This window comes from Ruminococcus bromii (genome assembly GCF_928721825.1).
GTDB classification, from domain to species: domain Bacteria; phylum Bacillota; class Clostridia; order Oscillospirales; family Acutalibacteraceae; genus Ruminococcoides; species Ruminococcoides bromii.
Genome location: NZ_CAKMVP010000003.1, coordinates 1,155,825 through 1,179,907 on the forward strand (window position 1 = coordinate 1,155,825; position 24,083 = coordinate 1,179,907).

At 37.8% G+C, this 24,083-nt stretch carries 20 protein-coding genes and 1 pseudogene; 7 read left to right on the forward strand and 14 right to left on the reverse strand.

Going from position 1 to position 24,083, the window contains the following annotated elements:
• Positions 1 to 66: 66 nt before the first annotated feature.
• The gene (locus QDI94_RS05890; RefSeq protein ID WP_278867880.1) at positions 67 to 438 is read right to left on the reverse strand and encodes a TnpV protein; all 372 of its coding nucleotides are present in this window, start codon (positions 436 to 438) and stop codon (positions 67 to 69) included.
• A 198-nt stretch (positions 439 to 636) separates the two neighbouring features.
• Positions 637 to 2,040, reverse strand: coding sequence for an ATP-binding protein (locus QDI94_RS05895; protein ID WP_278867882.1), 1,404 nt, complete (start codon positions 2,038 to 2,040; stop codon positions 637 to 639).
• A gap of 283 nt (positions 2,041 to 2,323) precedes the next feature.
• Between QDI94_RS05895 and QDI94_RS05900 the strand changes: the two are divergent.
• From QDI94_RS05900 to QDI94_RS05910, 3 genes and pseudogenes are all read left to right on the forward strand, one after another.
• Positions 2,324 to 2,422, forward strand: a pseudogene (locus QDI94_RS05900) (AbrB/MazE/SpoVT family DNA-binding domain-containing protein); the annotation flags it as partial.
• A 98-nt stretch (positions 2,423 to 2,520) separates the two neighbouring features.
• The gene (locus QDI94_RS05905) at positions 2,521 to 2,892 is read left to right on the forward strand and encodes a TnpV protein (RefSeq protein ID WP_101069504.1); all 372 of its coding nucleotides are present in this window, start codon (positions 2,521 to 2,523) and stop codon (positions 2,890 to 2,892) included.
• Positions 2,893 to 2,999: 107 nt separating this feature from the next.
• Positions 3,000 to 5,726, forward strand: coding sequence for an AAA domain-containing protein (locus QDI94_RS05910; protein ID WP_153044448.1), 2,727 nt, complete (start codon positions 3,000 to 3,002; stop codon positions 5,724 to 5,726).
• 270 nt (positions 5,727 to 5,996) lie between these two features.
• Here QDI94_RS05910 and QDI94_RS05915 read toward each other — a convergent pair whose 3' ends face one another.
• From QDI94_RS05915 to QDI94_RS05950, 8 genes are all read right to left on the reverse strand, one after another.
• Positions 5,997 to 7,775 carry a DUF262 domain-containing protein gene (locus tag QDI94_RS05915; protein WP_278867884.1) on the reverse strand — a complete coding sequence of 593 codons (1,779 nt, stop codon included), beginning with the start codon at positions 7,773 to 7,775 and terminating at the stop codon, positions 5,997 to 5,999.
• Positions 7,776 to 7,786: 11 nt separating this feature from the next.
• Positions 7,787 to 10,927, reverse strand: coding sequence for a type I restriction endonuclease subunit R (locus QDI94_RS05920; RefSeq protein WP_278867886.1), 3,141 nt, complete (start codon positions 10,925 to 10,927; stop codon positions 7,787 to 7,789).
• A gap of 23 nt (positions 10,928 to 10,950) precedes the next feature.
• On the reverse strand, positions 10,951 to 11,805 hold the full coding sequence (locus tag QDI94_RS05925; RefSeq protein WP_101069507.1) for a toll/interleukin-1 receptor domain-containing protein: 855 nt from the start codon (positions 11,803 to 11,805) through the stop codon (positions 10,951 to 10,953).
• Between the two features lie 26 nt (positions 11,806 to 11,831).
• Positions 11,832 to 12,956: a restriction endonuclease subunit S gene (locus tag QDI94_RS05930; RefSeq protein WP_101069508.1), complete on the reverse strand. Its 1,125-nt coding sequence runs from the start codon at positions 12,954 to 12,956 to the stop codon at positions 11,832 to 11,834.
• The gene (locus QDI94_RS05935) at positions 12,940 to 14,511 is read right to left on the reverse strand and encodes a type I restriction-modification system subunit M (protein WP_278867890.1); all 1,572 of its coding nucleotides are present in this window, start codon (positions 14,509 to 14,511) and stop codon (positions 12,940 to 12,942) included. Before QDI94_RS05935 ends, QDI94_RS05930 begins: the two co-directional genes overlap by 17 nt.
• Positions 14,512 to 14,685: 174 nt before the next feature.
• Positions 14,686 to 15,639, reverse strand: a complete 954-nt coding sequence (locus QDI94_RS05940; protein ID WP_278867893.1) for a HipA domain-containing protein — start codon at positions 15,637 to 15,639, stop codon at positions 14,686 to 14,688.
• Positions 15,636 to 15,965: a HipA N-terminal domain-containing protein gene (locus tag QDI94_RS05945; RefSeq protein WP_101069511.1), complete on the reverse strand. Its 330-nt coding sequence runs from the start codon at positions 15,963 to 15,965 to the stop codon at positions 15,636 to 15,638. The genes QDI94_RS05940 and QDI94_RS05945 overlap by 4 nt, the downstream gene beginning before the upstream one ends.
• Positions 15,962 to 16,165 (reverse strand): helix-turn-helix domain-containing protein, encoded by a 204-nt coding sequence (locus tag QDI94_RS05950; RefSeq protein WP_078767572.1) that lies wholly within the window; start codon positions 16,163 to 16,165, stop codon positions 15,962 to 15,964. The genes QDI94_RS05945 and QDI94_RS05950 overlap by 4 nt, the downstream gene beginning before the upstream one ends.
• Positions 16,166 to 16,793: 628 nt before the next feature.
• Here QDI94_RS05950 and QDI94_RS05955 point away from each other — a divergent pair.
• The 4 genes from QDI94_RS05955 (at position 16,794) to QDI94_RS05970 (ending at position 20,303) form a co-directional block, all read left to right on the forward strand.
• A complete protein-coding gene (locus QDI94_RS05955) occupies positions 16,794 to 17,132 on the forward strand; it encodes a replication initiator protein A (protein ID WP_278867896.1) in 339 nt (112 codons plus the stop codon).
• Between the two features lie 132 nt (positions 17,133 to 17,264).
• On the forward strand, positions 17,265 to 17,600 hold the full coding sequence (locus tag QDI94_RS05960; protein ID WP_101069512.1) for a plasmid mobilization protein: 336 nt from the start codon (positions 17,265 to 17,267) through the stop codon (positions 17,598 to 17,600).
• Positions 17,601 to 17,685: 85 nt separating this feature from the next.
• The gene (locus QDI94_RS05965; RefSeq protein ID WP_101069513.1) at positions 17,686 to 17,937 is read left to right on the forward strand and encodes a hypothetical protein; all 252 of its coding nucleotides are present in this window, start codon (positions 17,686 to 17,688) and stop codon (positions 17,935 to 17,937) included.
• Between the two features lie 149 nt (positions 17,938 to 18,086).
• Positions 18,087 to 20,303 (forward strand): stage V sporulation T C-terminal domain-containing protein, encoded by a 2,217-nt coding sequence (locus QDI94_RS05970; protein ID WP_278867899.1) that lies wholly within the window; start codon positions 18,087 to 18,089, stop codon positions 20,301 to 20,303.
• A 162-nt stretch (positions 20,304 to 20,465) separates the two neighbouring features.
• Here the strand turns inward: QDI94_RS05970 and QDI94_RS05975 are convergent, their stop codons facing one another.
• From QDI94_RS05975 to QDI94_RS05990, 4 genes are read right to left on the reverse strand one after another with little or no spacing between them, the layout of a single operon-like run.
• Complete coding sequence (locus tag QDI94_RS05975; protein ID WP_278419173.1) at positions 20,466 to 20,966, reverse strand: cysteine hydrolase family protein; 501 nt, start codon at positions 20,964 to 20,966, stop codon at positions 20,466 to 20,468.
• Positions 20,967 to 20,971: 5 nt separating this feature from the next.
• Complete coding sequence (locus QDI94_RS05980) at positions 20,972 to 22,714, reverse strand: Rqc2 family fibronectin-binding protein (protein WP_278867901.1); 1,743 nt, start codon at positions 22,712 to 22,714, stop codon at positions 20,972 to 20,974.
• Between the two features lie 14 nt (positions 22,715 to 22,728).
• Complete coding sequence (gene rlmH / locus QDI94_RS05985) at positions 22,729 to 23,214, reverse strand: 23S rRNA (pseudouridine(1915)-N(3))-methyltransferase RlmH (protein ID WP_278475641.1); 486 nt, start codon at positions 23,212 to 23,214, stop codon at positions 22,729 to 22,731.
• Between the two features lie 21 nt (positions 23,215 to 23,235).
• Positions 23,236 to 24,024 carry an MBL fold metallo-hydrolase gene (locus tag QDI94_RS05990; protein WP_278867904.1) on the reverse strand — a complete coding sequence of 263 codons (789 nt, stop codon included), beginning with the start codon at positions 24,022 to 24,024 and terminating at the stop codon, positions 23,236 to 23,238.
• Between the last annotated feature and the right edge of the window lie 59 nt (positions 24,025 to 24,083).

Genomic DNA, 24,083 nt, shown 5'->3' on the forward strand with positions numbered 1-24,083 from the left:
ATTCAATTTCACAAAAAAATTAAGGCACAACATACGAAAATTTTCTCCGCAAGTTGTGCCTTTTTCTCATTTATAAATTACTTGTTCATTAACGATTTCTGTTGCTCTGTTGCGAATATTATTCATCTTTTGCACCCACAACATCATATTTTCGGCTTTGAGTTTTTCCGTAACTTGTTCCTGCTCAGCAAGTGATTTTATTGTCTGTTCAAACAAATTCTCTGCCTGAAGCTCAACATCGGCAAGGTAATTGTAAAGCTTACCCGATGTAAGAAGATTGTAATAAAGCACTCGATGACTTGATTTCAAATAGCGTCTGTGCCTCATTGCCCACACACTGATTTGCCTTTGGTTTTCATCAGGTAGCGTAAGAGTTGGCAAAAGATAATCGCCTTGTTGCGAATAACTACCGCCTATATTTTCAAAATTTGTTTTCATATTGAAGCCTCCTTGGATTTGGTAACTTCATTATGCTGAATACAAAACGAAAAGACAAATGTGTGGATTTAAGAAATAGAAAAAGGCTCTGACCTTTTACAGTCAAAGCCTCATCTGCCATTGCAATGCCTTAGTTTTATTAAGTTTTATCATACTGCCTTATAAAACCTCAGCATTCTCCGACGGGGATTTTTACATTTAATTTTCGTTATTATATTTTAAAATATCATCATAAGCAATCAGGCTGACATTTCCGAGTTCATTTGCCTTATCAATGCAACCCTTTGTAAAACCGGACTTTGAAAAAATATAAAAATGCTTTTTGTCGAAATTAAAAAGCTTACTGCGTTCAACAAGTGTTTCAAGAATACCGAGGTCAACACTTTCATTACGCCACTTACATTCACCAAAAAGAGCCGTATTTTTATCTGCCGAGCCGATTATATCAATTTCCTCCTGTTGTCTTGTTTTTGGATTTGTTCCCCACCATCTGCCGATATCCGTAAAATCAATTTCGGAATCACCGTTCAGCAACCTTTTCCACAAATACTGCTTGCAGATTTCTTCAAACACAGCACCCATATAATCCGACAAATACGGTGCAATTCGACTGTACGCAAGTTCAACCGCACCTCTTGAAATTATCGAAGAATTTTCCGGCACAAAACGATACCAAAATCTGAACATATTATCCTCAATAGAATAAATTGTTTTCTTTGTGGATTTTTCACCGTACGGCACTTCTTTTCTCACAATTCCGAGAGCAACAAGATTCTTGACATAAGCAACACAAGTGCTTGAGGTTTCTCCAACCTTTGTTGAAATCTCCGATATTTTTGATGCACCCGTAGCAATTGCCGTAATCACGGCATTATAAATAGCCGGCTCTCTTACCTCTTGTTTCAAAAGATTGTTAGGCTCTTCATACAGAGCCGATACAGGATTCAGAAAAATATTTTTTATATTATCCTCTATTGAAATTTTGTTGTTAATCTGCAAAAGATATTGCGGTGTACCTCCCACAAGCCCGTAGGCAAGCGCCTTATCTTCAGGTGACATTCCGTTAAAATACTCACAAGCCTCGCAAAATTCAAACGGCAAAATCTTAAATTGAGCCGTTCTTCTGCCATACAAGGGTGCTTTGTATGCAAGCACATGGTCCTCAATATACGACATTGATGAACCGCAGAGAATAAGAAACAACTTTGAACTGTCTTTATATTTGTCAATTAACATTTGCAGTGTTGATGCAAGACTTCTTGACGCTCTTGCTACATACGGATATTCGTCAAGGCAAAGGACGATTCTTTTGTTCTCTGACAATTTAAAAACATATTCAAGTGCCGACTGAAAGTTTGAAAAAGCAGTATCCGTTTTCATTCCTGTTGAAAATTCAAGAATGCACTCGCTCAAATTTTCAAGATTTTGCTTTGCATTTGTTTCAACTCCTGTGAAACAAATTGCGTTTTTATCCTTGACAAACTCGTTTATGATAGCCGTTTTTCCTACACGGCGGCGACCGTATATGACGGCAAATTCAAATTTTCCGCTGTTATACAATCTGTTAAGCTGTAAAAGCTCATTCTTTCTGCCTATAAACAAAATTCTCACCTCTGACCGTTTGCAAATTACTCATCTACGATTTAGTTATTTACGATTAACTAAATTATAAACCACTGTTTTTGCTAAGTCAAGATTATTTTGCAATTTAGGTGGTTACGATTAACTAAATCGTGATAAAGTTATATTTTTTATATGCTGTAAAAATATGTCACCAAAGAAAATTTCGGTATAAAAAACTGTATGAATCAAACAATATTACTGCAAATAATTTGCTGAATATGTATCAGACAAGGGACATAACTGTCCGAAGGGAGTTTTAAATATGAAAGCAACAGGAATCGTCAGAAGAATTGACGATCTCGGCAGAGTGGTTATACCGAAAGAAATCAGGCGGACGCTTCGTATTCGTGAGGGAGACCCCCATCATAAAACGTTGACACCGTTTGAAAAGTACTGTATTGCAATGCTTCGCTTCGCCGAACGCTGCATTTACAAATAAATCAAACGGAGGAAAAGACAATGACAATTTACGAAAAACAAGGCGGTACATATCGCAAGGTGGGAGATTATCGCTTGCCAAATCTCAAACTCAACACAGAGCAAAACGCCCAAATAGGCGTGTGGGGAATGAGGCACAAGCGATACTTGAAACAACGTCACAAAGTGATTTATTACAATCTTTTGACGGCAGGCATACTTAATTCATATCTTGCCGAAATCGACCAAAGAGCAAAATTGCTATTCGACGAAACAGTAAAATCACTTGCCAAAAAGGAAAATGTTACCGAAAAACTCAAAGAAACCGATATGATGTTGTGGGTGCAAAAGATGAATAATATCCGCAACCGAGCAGCGGAAATTGTGAATGGTGAAGTGATATACCACATCTAAATTACTTAAAGAAGAGTATCGTTTTGATATTCTTCTTTTTTCATTTGCTGTTAAATCTAAAATGTAGTATAATAAAAATATTGATTCAACATCTAAAGGGTGATAGTTTGAATACAAAGAGTAATATGATAATTGCAAACGGAAGAATAGTTACTCCTGATATAAAGTTTTGTAATTATAACAACACAACTCATAAGTACGATATAATTTTTAATAACGGTAAAGTGTACAGTTACAACTATAATAATGTTACTTGGTTAAAAAAACCTATCGCTATTAATCCTAATACCGTTAAAATAACTCACGGTGAAAATGAATTATTTAACATTGAAGCAATCTACTTATTTGAAAATTCATACAGAAATTATTATCATATTTGTTTTGACAATGGTAAGGAAAGTGATTACTTAGGTTCTGATTTACAAATTGACCATTCTTGTTTAGATAATAGCACCGTTAAAAGTGTTCTTGAATATTTCAAACAAATAGCTGATTTAGCTGAGTTAAAGGCTGATGACGGAACTAAACTACTTTCAAAACAATATGAGAAAATTGACTATTTATCAACTGACTCGGCATTAGCTTCATACTTATCTCCAAACGATTTCAGTTTGAATAGCTTTAATAAAAATATAATCCCTATTTTTCCTTTTGGTTGTAATGCAAGTCAGTATAAAGCTGTAAAAAATGCTTTAGAAAATCAAGTTAGTGTAATTGAGGGACCACCGGGTACAGGAAAAACACAGACAATTCTAAATATCATTGCTAACCTACTTGTTGACGGAAAATCTGTTCAGATTGTATCAAATAACAATTCCGCAACACTTAATGTATTTGAAAAGCTAAATTCGGATAAGTATAACCTTGGTTTTCTTGTTGCTCCTTTGGGCAGTTCTAAAAATAAAAACGAATTTATTAAATCCCAAATGTATGAATATCCAAACATTTCATCTTGGAAGAGTGACGAAAATATTTCTTTGCAGCAAGTACAGGAATGTTCAAATGAGCTTAAGGATATATTTGAAAAACAAGAAAGATTGGCAAATGCCCGAATTGAACTTCAAAACCTTACAGTCGAAAAAGAACATTTTGATGTTTATATTTCTGAAACAACTACCGAAAATGAAGTTCGTATAAAGAAAAATATTAAATCTTTTGACTTAATGACTTTATGGCAAGAGTGCTTATATATAGCTGAAAAAGAAAGCAAAATTTCTTTTTGGTTTAAGCTAAAAGGACTTCTAAAATACAGAATTTTTGATTGGAAGTTTTATGACCAAGACATCTCAAAAATTATAACTGCCTTTCAAAAAATGTACTACACTTGTAAAGGCCAAGAATTAACCAATGAAATATCTTCCCTTGAAAACGAATTGAAAGTAAAAAAGGCATATGACTTAATGACTAAATTGACTGATATGTCAATGAGTTTTCTCAAAAACAAATTATTTTTAAAATACGGAAATTCAAAAAGAAGAAAGAAATTTTCAATCGATGATCTTTGGAAAAATCCACAGGAATTTCTTAATGAATATCCTATAGTATTAAGCACAACATTTTCTTCAAGGAGTTCACTTGGCAAAAACGCAAAATTTGATTATATAATAATGGACGAAGCGTCTCAGGTTGATGTCACAACCGGAGCATTAGCTCTATCGTGTGCAAAGAATGCGGTAATAGTGGGTGATACAAAACAGTTGCCGAATGTTATCACAGAAGACATCAAAAATCGAGCGAATTCTATATTCGAATCTTTTAATATTTCAAGTTCATACAATTATACTGAAAATAGCTTTCTTCAATCAATTTGCAGAGCTATTCCTAATGTCTCTAATACACTTCTTCGTGAACATTACCGTTGCCATCCTAAAATTATTAACTTTTGTAATGAAAAATTTTATGGTGGCAATCTTGTTATAATGACAAAAGATAACGGTGAAAACGATGTTCTTTCTGTTATAAAAACAGTTGAAGGAAAACACACAAGAGAGCGGATGAATCTGCGACAGATTGAAGTTGTTAAAGATGAAGTGCTTCCGAAACTAAATTTTGAATCAAAAGAAATCGGTATTATTGCACCATACAATAATCAAGTTAATAAACTGAAAAGTGAAATTGATAATCAACAAATTGATATTGCAACCATACACAAATTTCAGGGCAGAGAAAAGGATGCAATAATTATTACAACTGTTGATGATGAAGTGACTGAATTTTCTGATGATCCTTTTATGCTTAATGTTGCAGTTTCCCGTGCAAAAAAAGAGCTTTGTCTTGTTGTTTCAGGCAACAAACAACCGAATGATAGCAATATCGGTGATTTGGTTTCATACATTGAATACAACAATTTCACAGTTACGGAAAGCAAAATTTATTCAGTTTTTGATTTTCTTTATACTGATTATACCAAGAGTCGATTTGAGTTTTTGCAAAAGCACAAACGAATTTCAGAATACGATTCTGAAAATTTAATGTTTGCTCTTATCGAAAATGTACTCGAAGAACAAGATTTAATTGGTTTAAGTGTGATATGTCATCAACCGTTAAATATGTTAATCCGTGACCCACAGTTGTTAAATGATGAAGAGTGCAAGTATGCAATGAATAGTGCTACACACTTGGATTTTCTGATATACAGCAGGATTAGTAAGAAGCCCGTTTTAGCTGTTGAAGTTGATGGTTATCATTATCATAAGGCTGGAACAAAACAAGCAGAGCGAGATTTATTGAAGAATCACATTTTAGATTTGTATAAAATTCCTTATGTCCGTTTTGCTACAAACGGAAGCCGAGAGAAAGAAATCTTGACCGAAAAACTTAAACAACTGTCTTAGAAAAAACTAAAAAATTTCAGTTTTAAATTTACTATATAGCTATATAAAAGTTTAAAGGCGAGAGCAGAAATGCCCTCGCCTTTGTTGTGTAATGTAGAATTTAAAATGCGTGTGTAATCTTAGCGAGCAGACCATTTATACTCCCATAGTCGTAAAACGGTAAAACTGCCTCGCCCGTGTAAACTTAGCGAGCAGTGTATTTGTACTCCCACCGTCGCCAAATACCTCGTTAGGGACACCCTAAGACCTGAGTGTTTTAGAAAATTATGTTTAAAATATAAGTCTTTCCCCAAATTTAGATATAACTTCATCACTATCTTTTCCTGAGATAATTTTACCTGTCGCCTTTTCGATAGCATCAAGTAATAACTTTGCTCTTAAAACAATGTGCTTTTCAAAGTCGTTTGACCTTGCTGCACTAACATCTATAAGATGAGTTTGTAAATAATCGTTCAAAGAATTATAATCAACTTGTCCTTTTTCTTCAATCTTTTTTAGATATTCACTCGGTGCTACTCCACCAATCTCTCTATTAGTAGAGTAAGAAATAGGTGTTTTGTTTACAACTGAATTCCATTTTTCTTTAGATAGATTATTCTTTTCGCAATAACTTCTTGGAAAAATATGATGAATGTCAATGTTTTCAGATTTGTATACTGTAAAATCCATTTCTCGACCACTAATGAAGTCTTTGCAATGGTTCTTAAGTATTAATGCCATTATACCTTTATAGGCAGCCGATTGCCTCGATTGTAAAGTGAGTAATCTTGTAGGATTGAAATAAGATTCCTGAATTGTCTTAGGTACATTTCCATTATTTTCAATCCAATTCATAACACCAACTACATCATTAACATACCTCGTTTCGTTTGCTCCACCATAAAGTTCGCCAAAAACACCACACCAGTACCATTGCCTAATTTTATTTTTAATATTGGTGACTTTTATGCGATTCCCATTAGACAATAATGTACATAGAGCAGCAAGCGGAATTAGTTGTGTTGAATAAGGCAGGTCTTTATTTGAAAAAACTCTTTCTTCCTGCAATATTTTTTCTGCTTCAACAAACCCCTCAGATAACGCATCTGCAAAATTATTATAATCTTTCAAAGATAGATTTAATACATCTTTCTTTTTACAACTAACTGTACCGCCTTTCTTATATGTTGAAAGCAAAGTACAAGCTGTTAAAAAGTCTGTTGCTGTTATACAAGATAACAAATCTCCATCAAAATATTTTGCTTTTCTTTCTTCCCAATCTTTTCTTAGTTCAAAATCGTCCATTGCAAAAATTGCAGTAACTAATTCAAAAACAGTAAGAGAAACGCCACCGGTGTTTACATTTTCAAAAACTTGGCATACCGCTTCTTTGGGTGTATCTTTGCCCAAACTTATCACAGGAATTTTATACTGTAATGTTTGCATAATGATTTTCTTATTGAATTCCGTAAATTCTTTAATGATTTCCTGATTGTAGTTGTAAAAAGCATAATATTCATTTTGCCAATTTTGTTCTTCCGGAAAATCAAGAATTAAGTTAAGAGGAAACATTTTATTCTCAAATTCTTTTGTCCTATCTGACAAATCTAATTCAATATTCCTGCCGAAATTTGAAGTGATAATTCTTGTTTCTGGAACTGAAAATATTGCATCTACTCTATCACAATTAGGATCACATGCCTTTTTAATATCTATATAGTAATAGCGGAATATTTTCTTACCTTTGTCAGTTCTTGTATGTACAGCGTTTCTACTGTAAAGAGATGAATAAATTGATGTTAATCTTTGCTGTCCGTCAAGTATCAATTCTGTTGGGATTACATCAGTAGCGGTGACACCCTCAATTACTCTATATTTAAACCTAATATTATCATTGCCATATTCCAAAAACATTGCAGCACCAACTGGATAATTATTTGTAATGCTTGCAATAAGTGCTTTTATACGCCCATCTTCCCACACCCAGCCTCGTTGAAAATCTGGTAACTGTATTGCACCTTTATTTATAGATATCATTAACTCTGAAATTGGTCTATCATTTGTTTGCATTGTGTTACTCCTTACTTAGCATACTTTTTGAAATTCTCCGCCTGTTCAAGTACTTCCTTGTAAACATCATCAATGGTTACTGGTGGATAGTCGAACTCATCAAGCAGCAATATCAAATCCACTTGTAAGTTTGCCTTGATATCATCACGGGCAGACCAATCGGTATAACGTGACTTGTCATCAACAATCAGTTTTATCCTCTTGGATAATTCAATCATTTTATCGTCCGGATATTCAAACTCAAACTTCTTGGCAACTGCTTTCAAAATATCATAGAAAGCCTTCTCTTCATAATCTATGCCCATATTCTTGAATGAATTCTTTTCTGTTTTCAGCTCAGACAACAACTGTGCAAGCTGCTCCGCAACATCATCAAGGACTTCGTTGGCATACGCTTCATCACGACGTCGGTTATTATACTCATCAACAACTTTCTTGAGTCTGTCAGCAAATTCCACACCCATAATCTTATTGACTTTCTTATACTCGTCAATCGCCTGAGAAAGAAGTCTTTGAAGTATCTTGATTTTCGTATTCGGCAACTGAATAGCATTTATCTTATCCATATATTCATCGCTGAAAATATCCACCGATATATGCTTTCCGGTTTCAAATAATTCTTCAATTCCATCAGACTGAATTGCGCCTTCAAGCATTTCACGAACACGAGCATTCATTTGTGCCATATCAGGTGCATCGCCTTTTGTCAGCTTGAAAAGGATAGAACGGACAGCACAATAAAAATGGATATAATCTTTATCTTCATCAGAGAATTTCTCACTTGAACTACAAAGGTTAAATGCCTGTTTCATTCTCTTGACTGCTGCCATAAATCTTCTTTCCAGTTCTTCAGACAACTGCACATACTCAACCGCACGGTTCAGGCAGGCAAGCTGTTCGGTAGGTGAACCATTGAAGAAATCACTGCTGTTAAAGTTATGGAACATCTGACCAAGAACATCTAACTGGTCTTTTACAATTGTAATAGACTGCTCCACACCTTCAAATTCTTCGCTCTCAAAATTCGTATATTTCTTGAGGGCGGTATTCATATTTTTCTTGATACCTATGTAGTCAACAATCAAACCTTTATCCTTACCCTCACATACACGATTTACACGAGAAATCGTCTGAATAAGGGTATGCTGCTGAATAGGCTTATCAATGTAAATAGTATCAAGCTCCGGCACATCAAAACCAGTCAACCACATATCTACAACAATGGCAATCTTAAAGTTTGACTTCGGATTTTTAAACTGACGGTCAAATTCTTTCCTATCCTCTTTTGTGCCAAGCATATCAAAGAGGTCTTTTTCATCATCTTTATTACGAGTCATAACCAACTTGATTTTTTCCATTGGCTTCAACTCTTTTTTGTCTTTCTCACTCAGAACAACACCATCATCACAAATCTTCTTTTCTGTCCATTCCGGTCTGAGTTCCTTTACTATCTTATAGAAATCGTATGCTATATTTCGGTTGGAACAAACAAACATTGCTTTGCCTGCTACGGTTGCACCTTCTGCCACACGGGTTTCATAATGCTTGATAAAGTCCTCCGCAACAGCACGAAGTCTGTCAGGGTCGCCAATAATAACTTCCATTTTGGCAACTGCTTTCTGGCTTTCTTCTATTTGATGTTCATTTGCTCCCTCAAGTTCACACTGAGCATAGTATTCTTCAATCTGTCTTACCTTGTCCTGATTAAGCATAACCTTAGCTGCACGACCATCGTAAACAAGATTAACTGTAATACCGTCCTTAACAGCTTCCGTCATTGTATATGCGTCTACAACACCACCAAAGACTTCGATTGTTCCATCAACCGGAGTTCCGGTAAATCCAACATAAGTTGCATTTGGTAAAGAGTCGTGCAGATATTTGGCAAAGCCATAGGTTTTCTGAACACCTGACTCTGTAATCTTAACCTTTTGGTCGAGATTGATTTGGCTTCTGTGTGCTTCATCAGAAATACAAATAACGTTCGTTCTGTCTGTAAGAAGCTGCAAATCCTCTGTAAATTTCTGAATGGTAGTCAAATAAACACCGCCACTCTCTCGTCCTTGAAGCTCCTCACGAAGTTTCTCACGTGACTCAATACTTACAACAGTTTCATCCCCGATATATTTCTTTGAACCCACAAACTGTTTGGAAAGCTGGTCGTCAAGGTCTGTTCGGTCCGTAATAATGAGAATAGTCGGAGAAGAAAAGTATTTGCTTTTCATCAGCATACGGGTAAGAAAAAGCATTGTATAACTCTTGCCGCACCCTGTCGCTCCAAAGTATGTACCACCTTTACCATCTCCTTCAGGGCGAAGATGAGTCTTGATATTCTCATACAATTTATTTGCCGCAAAGAACTGTGGATAACGACACACTATTTTCAAATCCTTATCTGAGTTATCTGGAAAATAAATAAAATCTTTGACAACTTCAAGTAAACGGTCTTTTCGGAAAAGTCCTTTTACCATTGTCACAAGGGAATTGATACCGTCCAGTTCTTTATCGTCTGAGTTTATCTTTCTCCACGCATAGAAGAAATCATACGGACTGAAGAAAGAACCATATTTATTATTTGCTCCGTCACTGATAACAACAAACGCATTGTATTTGAAAATCTCCGGAATATCTCTACGGTAACGGATTGTAAGCTGCTTATATGCGTCCATAATCGTTGTGTTTTCTTTTACAGCACTCTTAAATTCAAGAACAACAACAGGAATACCATTTACGAACACAATGCCATCAGGAATACGCAATTGGTTGTTTACGCCCTCAATTTCAAACTGATTAACCGCTTTGAAAATATTGTTTTCGGGAGTGTCGAAATCAATAAGTTCAATATAGAGGTCTTTCTGCGTTCTGTCCTCACGGTTAAGAATAAATCCATCGCAGAGCAACTTAAATACAGCTTTGTTTGCTTCATAAATCGTACCGGAAATATTACGCAGCATTAGAATGACACTATCCACCTCACTCGGTGTGATACCGTCTTTCGCATAGCGATTATAGAGGTATTGCTTCAGGTCGTCCGTAAGCAGAACCTCTGTCCTTTCTCTGTGTATCTGGTCGCCACTGACATAGGTATACCCCTCGTCTTTGAACAACTCCATTATTGACATTTCCAATGCGTGTTCATTAAAATTTGCCATTGCGTTCACTCCTCCGCCATCAATTAAAGGCTCTTTATTTTGCTAATAAAATCATTGCGTTTCTTTTCCCATCGCATATCCGGTACACTTATACCAAATTTTTCTGAAATGATATTCTTCAATTCTCCAAGCCTTTTTTTGAGCAGTTCATCATCGTCATCTAATTTCATTCCAATTTTATTAGGGTTTACAGCCCCATCAATTTCTTGGTATTCAAACTTAGGAAGTAAAATTGATGTGTACTCATTTTTTAAAACCCACGCTGCACCCATTTCATTTAGGCAAGCAGGACTGCCATAATAATTGCTTGAAAGAACAAAAATAACATAAAGCTCATTTTCACTAAACAGCGAGGATAAATATTCGTATATGTCTTGATTTAAAGGAATTCCATAATCAGGTATAGACGAACAAAACAGATTGTCATTTGTCATCCCAATATCTGCCAACAATTCCACAATGGGTTCTACATACTTAACATCTTTAGATGAATGGCTTATAAAAATCTTTGGTTTCATAGCTTTTGTAATCTTGCTTTCTATCGACTTTTCATCAGGGAAATATTTATCAATGTTTTTCTCTATCACTTTAAGAGAACTTTTTAACCTATTAAAATTTTTTCTCTCATCATAATTTTTTCCGTTAAATTTATGTATTACTCCCGTAGCATTTATAATATTCCATATATAGGTATCCATTGTTCTATCGTATATTTGTTGCAGTTCATATTCAACTGCTTCTTTCCATTCTATAAAATCAGGATTGTCATATATGAACTCCCCTGATGGAATACACATACCTGCTGATGGCTCAAAAATTCTAAACTTTCCCTCTATAGTAGGTATTTCTTTGATAAGTGCTAATAATTCTCTTTTCATTTTTATCCTTTCAAATAAATGATAATTTAGTTGCTTGACAATGTTGCAGTAATCGTTTCTTGAAATTGTTTTAGGAACTGAATTTCCTCTGTTGCTTCTTTCATTTGCTCAAGAACTAATTTGCCAACCTTATTGAATGCCGCCAGTTTTTCTTTTGAGGGAATCATTAACGGAAAAGAAGCTAATTCTTCTCCTGAAACTCTTTGACGACCACTTGAACCATTCATAAATTGCAATGCAAAGGTTACAAATTTTGAGTTTCTAATGAGAAAATAGTAAAAGCAAGATGGAATATCATCTTTAGAAGCAAAAACAATATATTCAGTTGAACCAAAAGCAACTTCTCCCTCATTAAGAATATTTATATATGCAGCTTTACCATTTTCAAGACACGGTGTAATACGTGCGATTAAAGTATCTCCATTTATAAAACGGACACCACCGTTATATGGCTTAGTTGTATCTCCATTAGGTATGCAGCCACTTGTCGGTAATGTTGACATATCGAAGCAACGGGCTTCAACACCCTTAGAAAGAGGTCGAGAGGGATTAACCAGTGCAATATCAGCCAACGTACAATCCGTATCATCACAAGAAAAGAATAAATTATCGAAGTACGCTTGAGCAGTTGCTTCTAAATTATCATTTATCTTCTGCTTTAGGGCTATTCTGTCTGTAATCGTTTTATACGCTTTTACAATGTTCTTCTGCTTATCCATAGGTGGCACAGGCAATTTCATCTTTGCAAATTCTTCCCAAGGCATACTGCCTCTAACTCCGCCAACCGCAATAAAAGCTGCTTCTCTGTCAAATTCAGGTCGTTTGAACCACATTTCCAAGTATTCCGGTAAAACAACTGATGTATCCTTAACTCTGAAAATTGGATATGCCGGAGACATTATCGCAACATCATAATCCTCTAATCGTGCAATTGGTATTTTTGAATCACGACTAACCTGCATTAAACTTACAGCAAACTCATTTTTCCTTATAATTTTGTATTTACTCAAATCAGTTCCATTGGTATTAGCAACTGATTTAATAAAACATTTATCTATGCTGACACCTATAAGCTCAGTAATCGCACCATCAGCATTTCTTTCATCTACTTTTTCAATTAATTCGCTCAAGGCTTTATAATTCGATTTCATATCCCAACTCCTTAAATACAGCAAGCAAATCTGATTTGGATTTTTCCTCTTGAACAAGAAGTTCTTTGAGTTCTCCCTGCAATGACTTCATTTTTGTATCAAAGTCAATGTTCTCATCACGGTTGACAAACTCAATATATCTGCTTGGTACAAGAGTAAATCCTTTTTCTTTTACTTCTTCAAAAGAAGCAGAATAGCAAAACTCCGGCACATTCTCATAAGTTTCCTCATAGCCTTCCTGCTGCCAGTTATGATATACACTTGTAACTTTGGCTCTATCTTCCTCTGTCAATTCAATGTACTTCTTCTCATAAGGACTGCCCATCTGTCGTAAATCCATAAAGAGTATTTCATCTTCTCGGTCACGATAGCGTTTGAGCTTTCCGTTCTGCTCCACAACACGAGCCTTTTTATTCTTATTGAGTACCCAAAGGGTAACGCTGATGTCAGTGGTGTAGAAAAGGTTTCTTGGAAGAATAATAATCGCTTCTACCAAGTGATTTTCTATAAGCTGCTGCCTGATTTTCAGCTCTGTACCATCATCAGATAATGCACCATTGGCAAGCAGGAAACCTGCCACACCGTTTCGTGAAAGTTTAGAAACAATATTCAGTATCCAACCATAGTTTGCGTTGCTTGTTGGTGGAACTTCATATCCATTCCAACGAGGGTCGTCTACAAGCTCATTCTCGGCTCTCCACTGCTTCTGATTGAAAGGTGGGTTTGCCATAATGAAATCTGCTTTAAGGTCTTTGTGTTGGTCGTTGGTAAATGTATTGGCTGCCATCTCTCCAAGATTTGCAGAAATACCACGGATAGCTAAGTTCATTTTTGCCAGTTTGAAAGTGGTATTTGTGTATTCCTGACCGTAAATAGACACTTTCTTTTTATTACCGCTATGTGCTTCTACGAACTTGATGGACTGCACAAACATGCCGCCCGAACCGCAACAAGGGTCATAAAGTATTCCATCGTAAGGCTCAAGCATTTCGGCAATCAGATTTACAATACACTTTGGTGTGTAGAACTCTCCTTTACCTTTTCCTTCTGCAAGAGCAAACTTACTAAGGAAATACTCATATACACGACCTATAATGTCGTTCTCTTTATCATCTGTATTGATACGATTGATTTCATCAAGCAAAGAAGCCAACTTTGCCGTATCAATATGTAAGCGGGAGTAATAGTTATCCGGCAAAGCACCTTTCAGTGCCGGGTTGTTCTTTTCAATCGTATAAAGTGCTGTATCTATCTTCAGGGCAATATCGTCCTGCTTTGCATTTTCAATAATGTACTTCCAACGGCTTTCTTCAGGAAGATAGAATACATTTTCCTGAGTATAAAACGGCTTCATATCCACATACTTTTCGCCGTGTGTAGAAATAATCTTATTACGGCATTCCTCAAACTTGTCACTGGCAAATTTAAGGAAGAATAAACTAAGAACAACGTGCTTATACTCAGCTGGCTCAACAGAACCTCTCAGTTTATCCGCACTCTTCCAAAGTGCTTCTTCCATTGATATTTCTTTCTTTGGTTTAGTTGTTCTTGCCATAATCATTTCTCCATTTATTTTAATATTTCTGTTTGCTCACTAATCGGACTGCTCTATAGCATTCAATATATATATGATACTAAATACACCGCTTTACAAAAATTACAACGAAAAAGTGTTAGACGACTACACTTTTTTACGCCGAATAATGTTTGATAGTTGTGATATTCACTGTTATTTACTAATCAAACAGCCTGTTCTTTCAGTAATAATCTTTGTCAGTCTCTCTTTTAAGTCATCCGGGAGCAATGATTTATCGCACATTTTAAGCCACTTTGGCGTAAGCTTAACAAGATTTTCAATAAGCTTTTCGGCAGTTTGGCGAGATATGCCGCAGGTGTCGGCATATTTAAGAAAATCGCCTTTGCGTATATTCATTTTTTTACCGTTCATTGCAAGTGCGAATTCTTCTTTATCGGCAGGCATATTTGCATTGACCGGCAGTAAATCGTAAGCAGGGGACAGCACATATTCGCCCGAACCCTCGGCTGTTTCAATAAGTGAAAAATTCTTTAGGTGCATATCGGAATTGCCGACAATAAAGCAAAATACAAGCCTAATGTAAAACTCTGACATATCAATGCCGACCCTCGATGAATACTGCTTGATTATTTTCGCGCAACGCTCGTATGAGCCTCTGTATTTATCCTCGGTAAGCCTTAAATCAAGCTGGCAAAAATCTTCCATAGCGAGCATTTCTACCTTGTCGCTTGTTAAATTGCGGTCAACTCGCTTTGTGATGTATGCAAGCCCTGCATTGCCTTTAATGAGTGCGTGCGGAACGGTCGAAATCCCCGCCATATCCGCCATTGTCATTATGAGTTGCTCTGATTCGGGTAATGCTTCAAACTCTGCAACCTGCGGCTTGAGAATATAGCCGGTCGGATAGTTTACAAGTGTTAATCTCGGCTTGCGGCTGTCGCTGACAAGGTGCAATGATAATTTCTTTTGCACTCCCGGAACGGTAAAGCCTTTATTTGTCGTTTCTGTTGCCAAAAGATTAAGCGTTTTGTCGTCAATTTCAATTTCGGGGAGCTTGGTTGTGCCGAAAAAGCGTTTAATGCAAGCCTTGTGCCAACCTGTTTCATCGGGTGTGCGCAAAGGTTTGCCGCAGCATAAACAGTTCATTCTTTTTCCTCCCTTATTGAAACATTGCCGATTCCGTCCTTGCAGGCTACGAGCAAAACGCCGAAGCGGTCGTGGCTGTCAATTTTCCAATTATCGGTTACAATTTTCAAAAGCCAGCCTTCGGGAATAAGGCCGTCAAAAAACGAAAACAAAGTTTTTGATGTGTATTCTTCCGCTTGCAAAGGCAGGGTGAGTGAAACGGCAGACGCATTTTCGCTCTGTAAATAATCGGCATCATATTTGAAAGAATAGCCGTTGTCCGTTTCCTTGAGGACGCCGGCAAAGGTGTTTCTCACATAAACATAGGCAGTTCTGAATACGCTCATTTATCTTCCTTCTTTCCGGCAACAGCCTGTGCGTTGAACATTGCAAGGGCAACATTTACCTTATCCATACGCACGGTTTCCTTGCCCTGCTCAAGCTCACGCACAAAGCGAAGCCCAAGACCCGAACGCAATGCAAATTGCTCCTGCGTAAGTCCTGCCGCTTTTCTGTTTTCTTTTACAAATTCAGCAATCGGGTTCATATTACTGCTCCTTGTAGTTATTATCTATGCTTATTCTACACCCTTTAGGGTGCAATGTCAATAAGATATTTGTTATAATAAACCCTATCGGGTATATTGTTTACTTAAAAAGAAAACTATACCTCTTAGGGTATAAATTCTTTAATAATTAGAAGTTTCTTTCTTGCTTGAGAAAAAGGCTTCTTATTTTTTTGCAAATTTTTTATTAAATCGACGATTTTGGGTGTGCATTTCGGCACCCTTTGTCCAAATGAGTGAAGGGACTAAATGTTAAAAGATTATGAACTTTTTAAAAAACACCCCCAAAAAATGCTGCTCCCATTTCAAACAAGTGAAGGGTTTTTGAAAAAATTTCCGACTTATGGGGGGGTGCAAAAAGGCACTCCCGGTTCAAACAAGTAGAGGGGTAAAAAATATTTTTCAAAAAATTATTCGTTAAATCGGCAATTTTGGGTGTCCAAAATGCACCCTTTTGTACAAATGAGTGAAAGGAGTTTTTATTATGGCACGAATAACAAGGCTAAAAACAAAAGACAGGGAAATATATTACCCGCCATAAGAAAGATGAAAGCAAACTAAAAACAGCGTAAAAATGCACCTTTTCAAAACAGAAAGAAGGAGGCTTAATTTGAACAAATACTTTAAGAAAAACGAAGCGGAAAAATATGTTTTCTATAAAATCCCGAAAGCATTGTTTACCGACCAAAAATACTGTTCGGTTTCTACCGACGCAAAAATGCTGTACGCATTGCTGCTTGACCGAATGTATTTATCCGCAAGAAACGGCTGGGTTGATAGGTACGGCAGAGTGTATCAATTCTTCACAATAAAACAAGGTCAGGAGCTGCTGCATTTCGGTCACGACAAAATAATAAGACTGTTCGGCGAGCTTGAAAAAGCGGATTTGATACAGCGAAACAGGCAGGGACAGGGAAAAGCAAATATTATTTATCTCAAAAAGTTTTGAAATCGGCTTTTCGGATTTTCAAAAGTCGATAAAACAGAGTGAAGTAATACTAAAGGAGCAAGATATTTACCTGCCGCAAAAAATATATCTATCTCCTAAATATAGCTGTCTCTAAGATTAGAAAGGAGTTCTATGAAAAGAATAAAAAAACAGTTTTGGCTTTCAGAAAAAGAAAATGCCGATTTTATGAAAAAGGTTGAACTTAGCGGACTGTCTCAGAGTGCCGTGTTAAGAATACTGATTAAGGGTTATGAGCCGAGAGAAAAACCCGATGACAGATTTTACGACTTAATGCGTCAGTTTTACGCAATGAGCAACAACCTAAATCAAATAGCAATCAAAGCAAATTCACTCGGTTTTGTTGACACAAGACTGTTGAAAGACAAAATTGATAAATTAAACAAATTTCAGCTTGAAATTGAAAAGAAATACCTGTATCCCGAAAAGAGCAGTTTGCTGTGGAAATAGCTTTCTTCTCCAGCAGGTAAAAAACAATGACTGAATAGAAACAATAAATTTGAGGAAAAATATGGAATAAACGGAGGTTTAACTTATGTTTATGGAAGTAGATGACAAGGTAAAGATAGCCTATTATTGGTTTTCAAAGGAAGAAAAAGACGACAAGGAGCTTCGAGAGTCTTTGAGACCGGAATATAGGCAGTGGAACCAAAAAGGATATAAGGTAGTAAACTTTTTGTCCGGAACGGAAGACCTTATCCAAAATACAACGGAATTATTGCTTCATAACAGAGATGTTATGGCAAGAGAACGAGCTCGCAAACGAAGTAAAGACTTGGAACGATAAGCTCGTTCAAATGGCAGAATTATTTCTGCCGTACATAATATTAACTTTCATAAACATTCTTCAAATTTTATTGATTTCTATATACAAGTATGTTACAATGTTGTTCATAAAGCAGAACATAAATCAAATATAATATTGGTGGTGATGTTTTGGGTAAGAAGATAGCGGCATATATGCGTATTTCGGTTGATACCGAAAAAGACAGAGATAATACCTCTATTGAAAACCAAAGAAGAATTATAAAAGCGTACTTAAAGCAAAGATTTCCCGACGCAGAAGTTGATTATTATGTTGACCGAGACCGTTCGGGTTATACCTTTGAGCAGCGTGAATCCTATATGAAAATGCGCCCGTTGCTTATGAGTGGTGATTACGATATTCTTTTGATTAAGGACTTGTCCCGTTTTTCCCGTAGGAACAGCAAGGGACTTGTTGAACTTGAGGATTTGCGTGATGCAGGAGTGCGTATTATATCAATCGGAGACGGAATAGATTATCCGACATATGACGATTGGAATAATATTCAGGTGCGATTTTTACTAAACGAAATGCCTGTTACCGACGCTTCCAAAAAGGTTAAAAAGGTTGTTGAAATGCGTCAGAATAACGCCGATTGGATTTGTGCCGTTCCGTACGGCTACTATATGATTGACAGCAAAAATATGACCTACGAGGTTGACGAAGCCTGTGCAGAGGTTGTTCGCAGGATTTTTGAAATGTATAACGGCGGAATGGGATACAAGAAAATAGCAAACACCTTGACAGACGAAAAAATTCCAACCCCTCGAATGGTTGAAATCGAACGCAAGCGTAAGATGGCGGAATTAAATAAGAAAAAGGTTGATATTAAGCTTAAGGCTTCGCCTGTTTGGGCTATACCGACCGTCAGCGGAATTTTGCAAAACGATTTTTATATCGGCACACTTCGCCAGCGAAAATATACACGCAAGCGAATTAACGGACCCGATAAAAGGCTCAACGCTGAGGAAAACATAGTTTTTGAAAATCATCATACACCGATAGTTTCCACAAGAGAATTTATGAAAGCACAGCAGCAGCTTAAAACAAGGACAAAAAACAATTACCGTGGAACGAAAAAATACGATAACGACTATTCCGGATTCTTGTTTTGCGGCGAGTGCGGAAGTCCGATGTTTTCAATGAGCCGACCCGATTTGGCGCCGGCATATACCTGCGGAACTTATCATAAGCGTGGGCTTAAAGGTTGTACCTCTCATCATATCAGAGTTGATGTGCTTGATACCGTTTTGAAAAAATATGTTGAGCGAATTATGAAAACCTCCGACAAGATGATTGCCGAGCTCGAAAAGAATATCGCAAACGAAGCGGACGATTTGAAATCAAATGCAGACAGCGTTGCGGATTTGCAGGTAGATTTGGCAAGGGCAAAAGAGGAATACAAGGCAACGCAAAAGCAAAAAATCAGAGATATTATGAAAGCCGACGAAGAGCAGCGAGATATGATTGAGGAAGCTTATGAGGATATGGAAAACGAACTCATATCAAAAATTGAAGGCTTGGAAAAGCAGACGGCTTTAATGGTTGAACGCCGAAATCAAACAATTGAGGTTAATCGAATTGCCAAAAACGCTATTGAGATTTTCAGAGATATTGTCAATAAGAAAAAGCTTGACAAAGGCGATTTGTCAATTATTATTGATAAAATAATCATTCACGACGGCGACGAATCGAAAATTGACATTCAGTTAAAGTCCGATATTCAAATGCTGCTTGAATCGGGAACATTAACGGAGGACGAGCTTGAAAAAGCCGGTTACAGAGGAAAAGTCGTAAATTTTAAGTGGGACATCGAGAGTAGCTTAGAAGCCACAATAGTCCAAAAGGTGCGTAACCAAAGGGACAAGGCTTTCGGTGTCAACGTTTTATGTGGCGGCGATCCGCTCGAAATTTATACCGCAACGGACGGCGAGGTTATTTTCAAAAAATATTCGCCTGTCGGAGAGCTTGCGGAGTTTGCGTCACAATACGCAGATGTGCTTGCAAAAATCAGCTCAATGCCGACAATCATAACAGACCGTGACCATGTAATCGCAGCCGCAGGAGTTTCAAAGCGTGAATTTCTTGAGCGCAGGGTAACAGCTGTGCTTGAGGGATATATGGAAAACCGCAAAACTTATTCGGCAACACAGCAGACGCTCGGCGATATTCAGCCGATTGAGGGCATTGAACATTATGCATCGGTAATCTATCCGATTATTGCCGCCGGAGATGTTTCGGGTGCGGTAGTTATGCTCACAGGCGAACAGACCAAAATCCCGACAAATGCCGAAATTAAGCTTGCACAAACAGCCGCCGCGTTCCTCGGCAAGCAAATGGAAGAATGATTTTTAAAAATAGGTGATAATAAAAAATGCGGTCGGGAAGACAGGTGTAAAACAATACACCGAATTTTCCCGACCGTATTTGTATAATTATGCATTTACTTGTAGCAGAGAACACGGTTTGCCACTGCTGTTTTTTATAAAGTTTGAATTTTCAAACCATTATCACACCACATCAATCTGGCACATTTTCATTGTTGCGAGGGCGGAATTGTGGGTTTCGGGAGTTACGCCGGCACAGCAAGCCGAATCAACGCTGATTTCAGCGTTCGGGAAAAGTGCCTTTAGAATCAACGCATTTGACACAACGCAGATATCGGTGCAAAGTCCTGCAAGCTCAATTTTTTCAAAGCAGAATTTATCCCAATGAGTATAGCCGAATGACGGCTTGTCAATATGAATTGCATCGGGAACATCAAGTCCGTCTGCAATCTGCCAGCCGTGAGTATTTTTTACGCAATGCACAACGGGCAGTTTTTTGCCCTCTGGAGTGCTTAGGTAATCTTCACCGTGAGTATCCCTTGTAAAAATAATTTCATCACCGTTTGAACGGTATTCTTCAATCTTTTTGCGTACATTAGGCACAATTTTCACAGCCTCGGCAGTGCCAAGACTGCCGTCAATAAAATCATTCTGCATATCTATTACAATCAAAGTTTTCTTCATACAAATCACTCCGTTTTTATTTTGGACTGTGACGGCTTAACATACAGCGTCTTGTTATTGACATAAATCACCATACCGGGTTTTGAACCGTTTGGCTTTGATACATAACGAACGAGTGTGTAGTCAACGGGAACCTGACTGCTGTTTCTCGCCTTGCTGTGATATGCCGCAAGCTGTGCCGCCTCACAGATTGCCGTGTCGGAAATCTCTTTGCCGTCCGAAACAACAATTACATGCGAACCGTGAATGTCCTTTGTGTGCAGCCACATATCGTTCTTTGACGATGTTTTCAAAGTCAGCTTATCATTTTGACGGTTGTTTCTTCCGACAAGAATTTTAAAACCGTCGCTTGATTCAAATTCGAGTGGCGGCAAAGTTGTCTGACGGGGCTTTTTGCCTTTTTGAACCTTGAGATAGCCCTGCTCGGTAAGTTCCTCACGAATTTGCGCAAGGTCTTTTTCATTCTCCGCACGGTCAACCGTATCAAGAACGGAGTCTATATAATCAAGCTCTTCTCTGCCCTTTTCAAGCTGTTCTTTGAGCATAATTTCGGCATTTTTAGCCTTGCGGTAATCCTTGTAATACTTCTGAGCATTTGCCGAAGGTGAGATTGCCGGATTAAGCTTTATGCGTAAAATTGCGTTGTTCTCATCGTAAAAGTTTTCAACATCAACATACTCCGCACCACGCTCAATGCGATAGATATTTGCCTGTAAAAGGTCACCGCATATGCGAAGATGCTCACGGTCTGCACAGCGTTCAAGCTCGCTCTTCTGTTTTGCAATTTTTCGTGCAAGCCTTTCAAGGGTGTTGTTCAAAAGCTTTGTAAGACTTTGTGATTTCACCCTCATTCTGTCACGACTGTCACGAGCCTCATAGAATCCGTCAAGCAAATCGGAGAAGCTTTCCTTACTCTCAACCTTTGCAAAATCGCCGTACTGCTCAACATTCATAAAGCAGAAGTCCATAGGCTTGCCGTCCTCACGATAAACCACAACAGGCTTGCCCGAACAATCGCTGCAAACGCTTTTCAGCCTTTCGATTTCAACTGCGAGTCGGTCAAAAAGCACACCCTCAATTTTGTTGGTTGCGCCCTCCATAACCTTGTATTCAATCTCACGGCATACAATCGGAGAAACACCCTCAATTGTCCTTAACAGCGCCTTGTTAAGCGGCATTTCCGTGTCAAGATTTTTTACCGCCGTACACACATCAAGTGCAGTACATTCAAGCAGATTCAGCTTGTTCTGCGATTCGGGAAGTTCGTATTTTATATTCGGCAGTACAAGTCTTTTACTGCTCATTGTAAGATCTACACGCTTGAGCGAGTCGATGATAACACCGTTTGAATCGACAATAATTATGTTGCTGTACATACCCATAATTTCGCATACAACAGTTATCATCACAGTATCGCCGAGTTCGTTCACGCACTCGAAATCAAGCATAAGAACACGGTCGCAACCGTTCTGGCGAAGTCCCACAAGCTTTCCGCCGCCGATTCTTTTTCGCAAAAGCATACAGAACATCGGAGGTTGTGCAGGATTTTCGGGTGTTGAGGAACAAAAGTTCACTCTCGGTGAATTTGCTCGTGCAGAAAGCAACAGCTTTTTGTTGCCGGAAAATGTTCTCAGCCCGAACACAAGCTCCTCTCTGTTCGGCTGATAAATCTGCGACACCCTTGCACCGAGAGCCTCTTTTTCTATTTCAGTTTTAATATGTCTTAAAAAAATTCCGTCAAGCGCCATAGTAACTCCGTAAATTATTTGTGATATTTACCGTTTGATGAAATCTCAAACGCACGGTAAATCTGTTCGCTTAAAATCATTCTTGCCATTTGGTGAGGAAAGGTCATTCTGCTCATGGAAAGACGGACATCCGCCCGTTTTTTAACCGATTCGTCAAGCCCGTAGCTGCCGCCGATAATAAAATCAACGGTGCTTTTTCCGCTTACGGACGCATTGTCAATCAAAGTTGAAAGCTCCTCACTCGACATAGGCTTTCCCTCAATACACATTGCAACAACATAATCCGAAGGCGAAATTTTTTGCATGATTCGTTTTCCCTCAGAAAAAATAACCTCATCAATCTGCGACCTATTCGGTATGTTGCTCTTAATGCGTTCTTCCGAAAGCTCAATAATGTTGAATTTACAAAATGCGGTCAAGCGTTTTGCATACTCTGCAATTGCGTCGGTAAAATATTTTTCCTTGATTTTTCCGATGCAGATTATGTTAATTTTAATCATATTTTTCTCGCTTATTTAAGGTTAAAAGATGATAGTTTTTGTTGTGCTGACACTCGGCGCAACATCAAGCGAATAATCGCTTTTGTATTTCATTCCGTTTGATGTGAGCAGGTCTACGGATGTTGACATTGCAAGCGGAACAGTGTTATTTTCTTCGCTGAGGTGACCGAGCATAAGTCTTAATGTTCCCTTTTCAACAAGGTTGACAAGCTCCTTTGCGCACGCCTCATTTGAAAGGTGTCCCCTGTTTGAAAGGATTCTCTGCTTTAGCGGATAAGGATAAATTCCGTTTTTGAGCATATCAATATCGTGATTTGATTCAAGCACAACAAAGTCGCTCTGCTCTGCGGCAGTTCTGACATCGGGCAGCATAACACCCATATCGGTTGCTATAAGTGCGGATTTTCCGTCGGGAGCAGTAACACGATAACAGCAGCTTTCAGCCGCATCGTGGGGGGTGTCAATTCGCTGAACACGCATATTGCCGATTACAACCTCGTCAGTTATAACATATGCATCTGTGTTTGGATCAAGCTTATTACCTGCCCTCAAAGCATTGAGCGTACCAAGACTTGAATACACCTTAAAGCCGTAACGCTTTGCAAGCACACGCAACGCACTGCAATGGTCTGTGTGTTCGTGAGTTATAAAAACTGCCCCGATACTGCTCATATCAAGTCCGTTTGCAAGCATAGCGTTTTCAATCTGCTTGCATGAACGGCCTGCGTCAATCAAAACGCCCTCGGTTGCCGAACCTATGTAGTAACTGTTACCCTTACTTCCGCTGAACAGCGGTACTGCTCTTGCCAAAACAATCAATCCTTATCATTAGTCTGCCAAATATGATAACACAAATTTTATAATTTGTA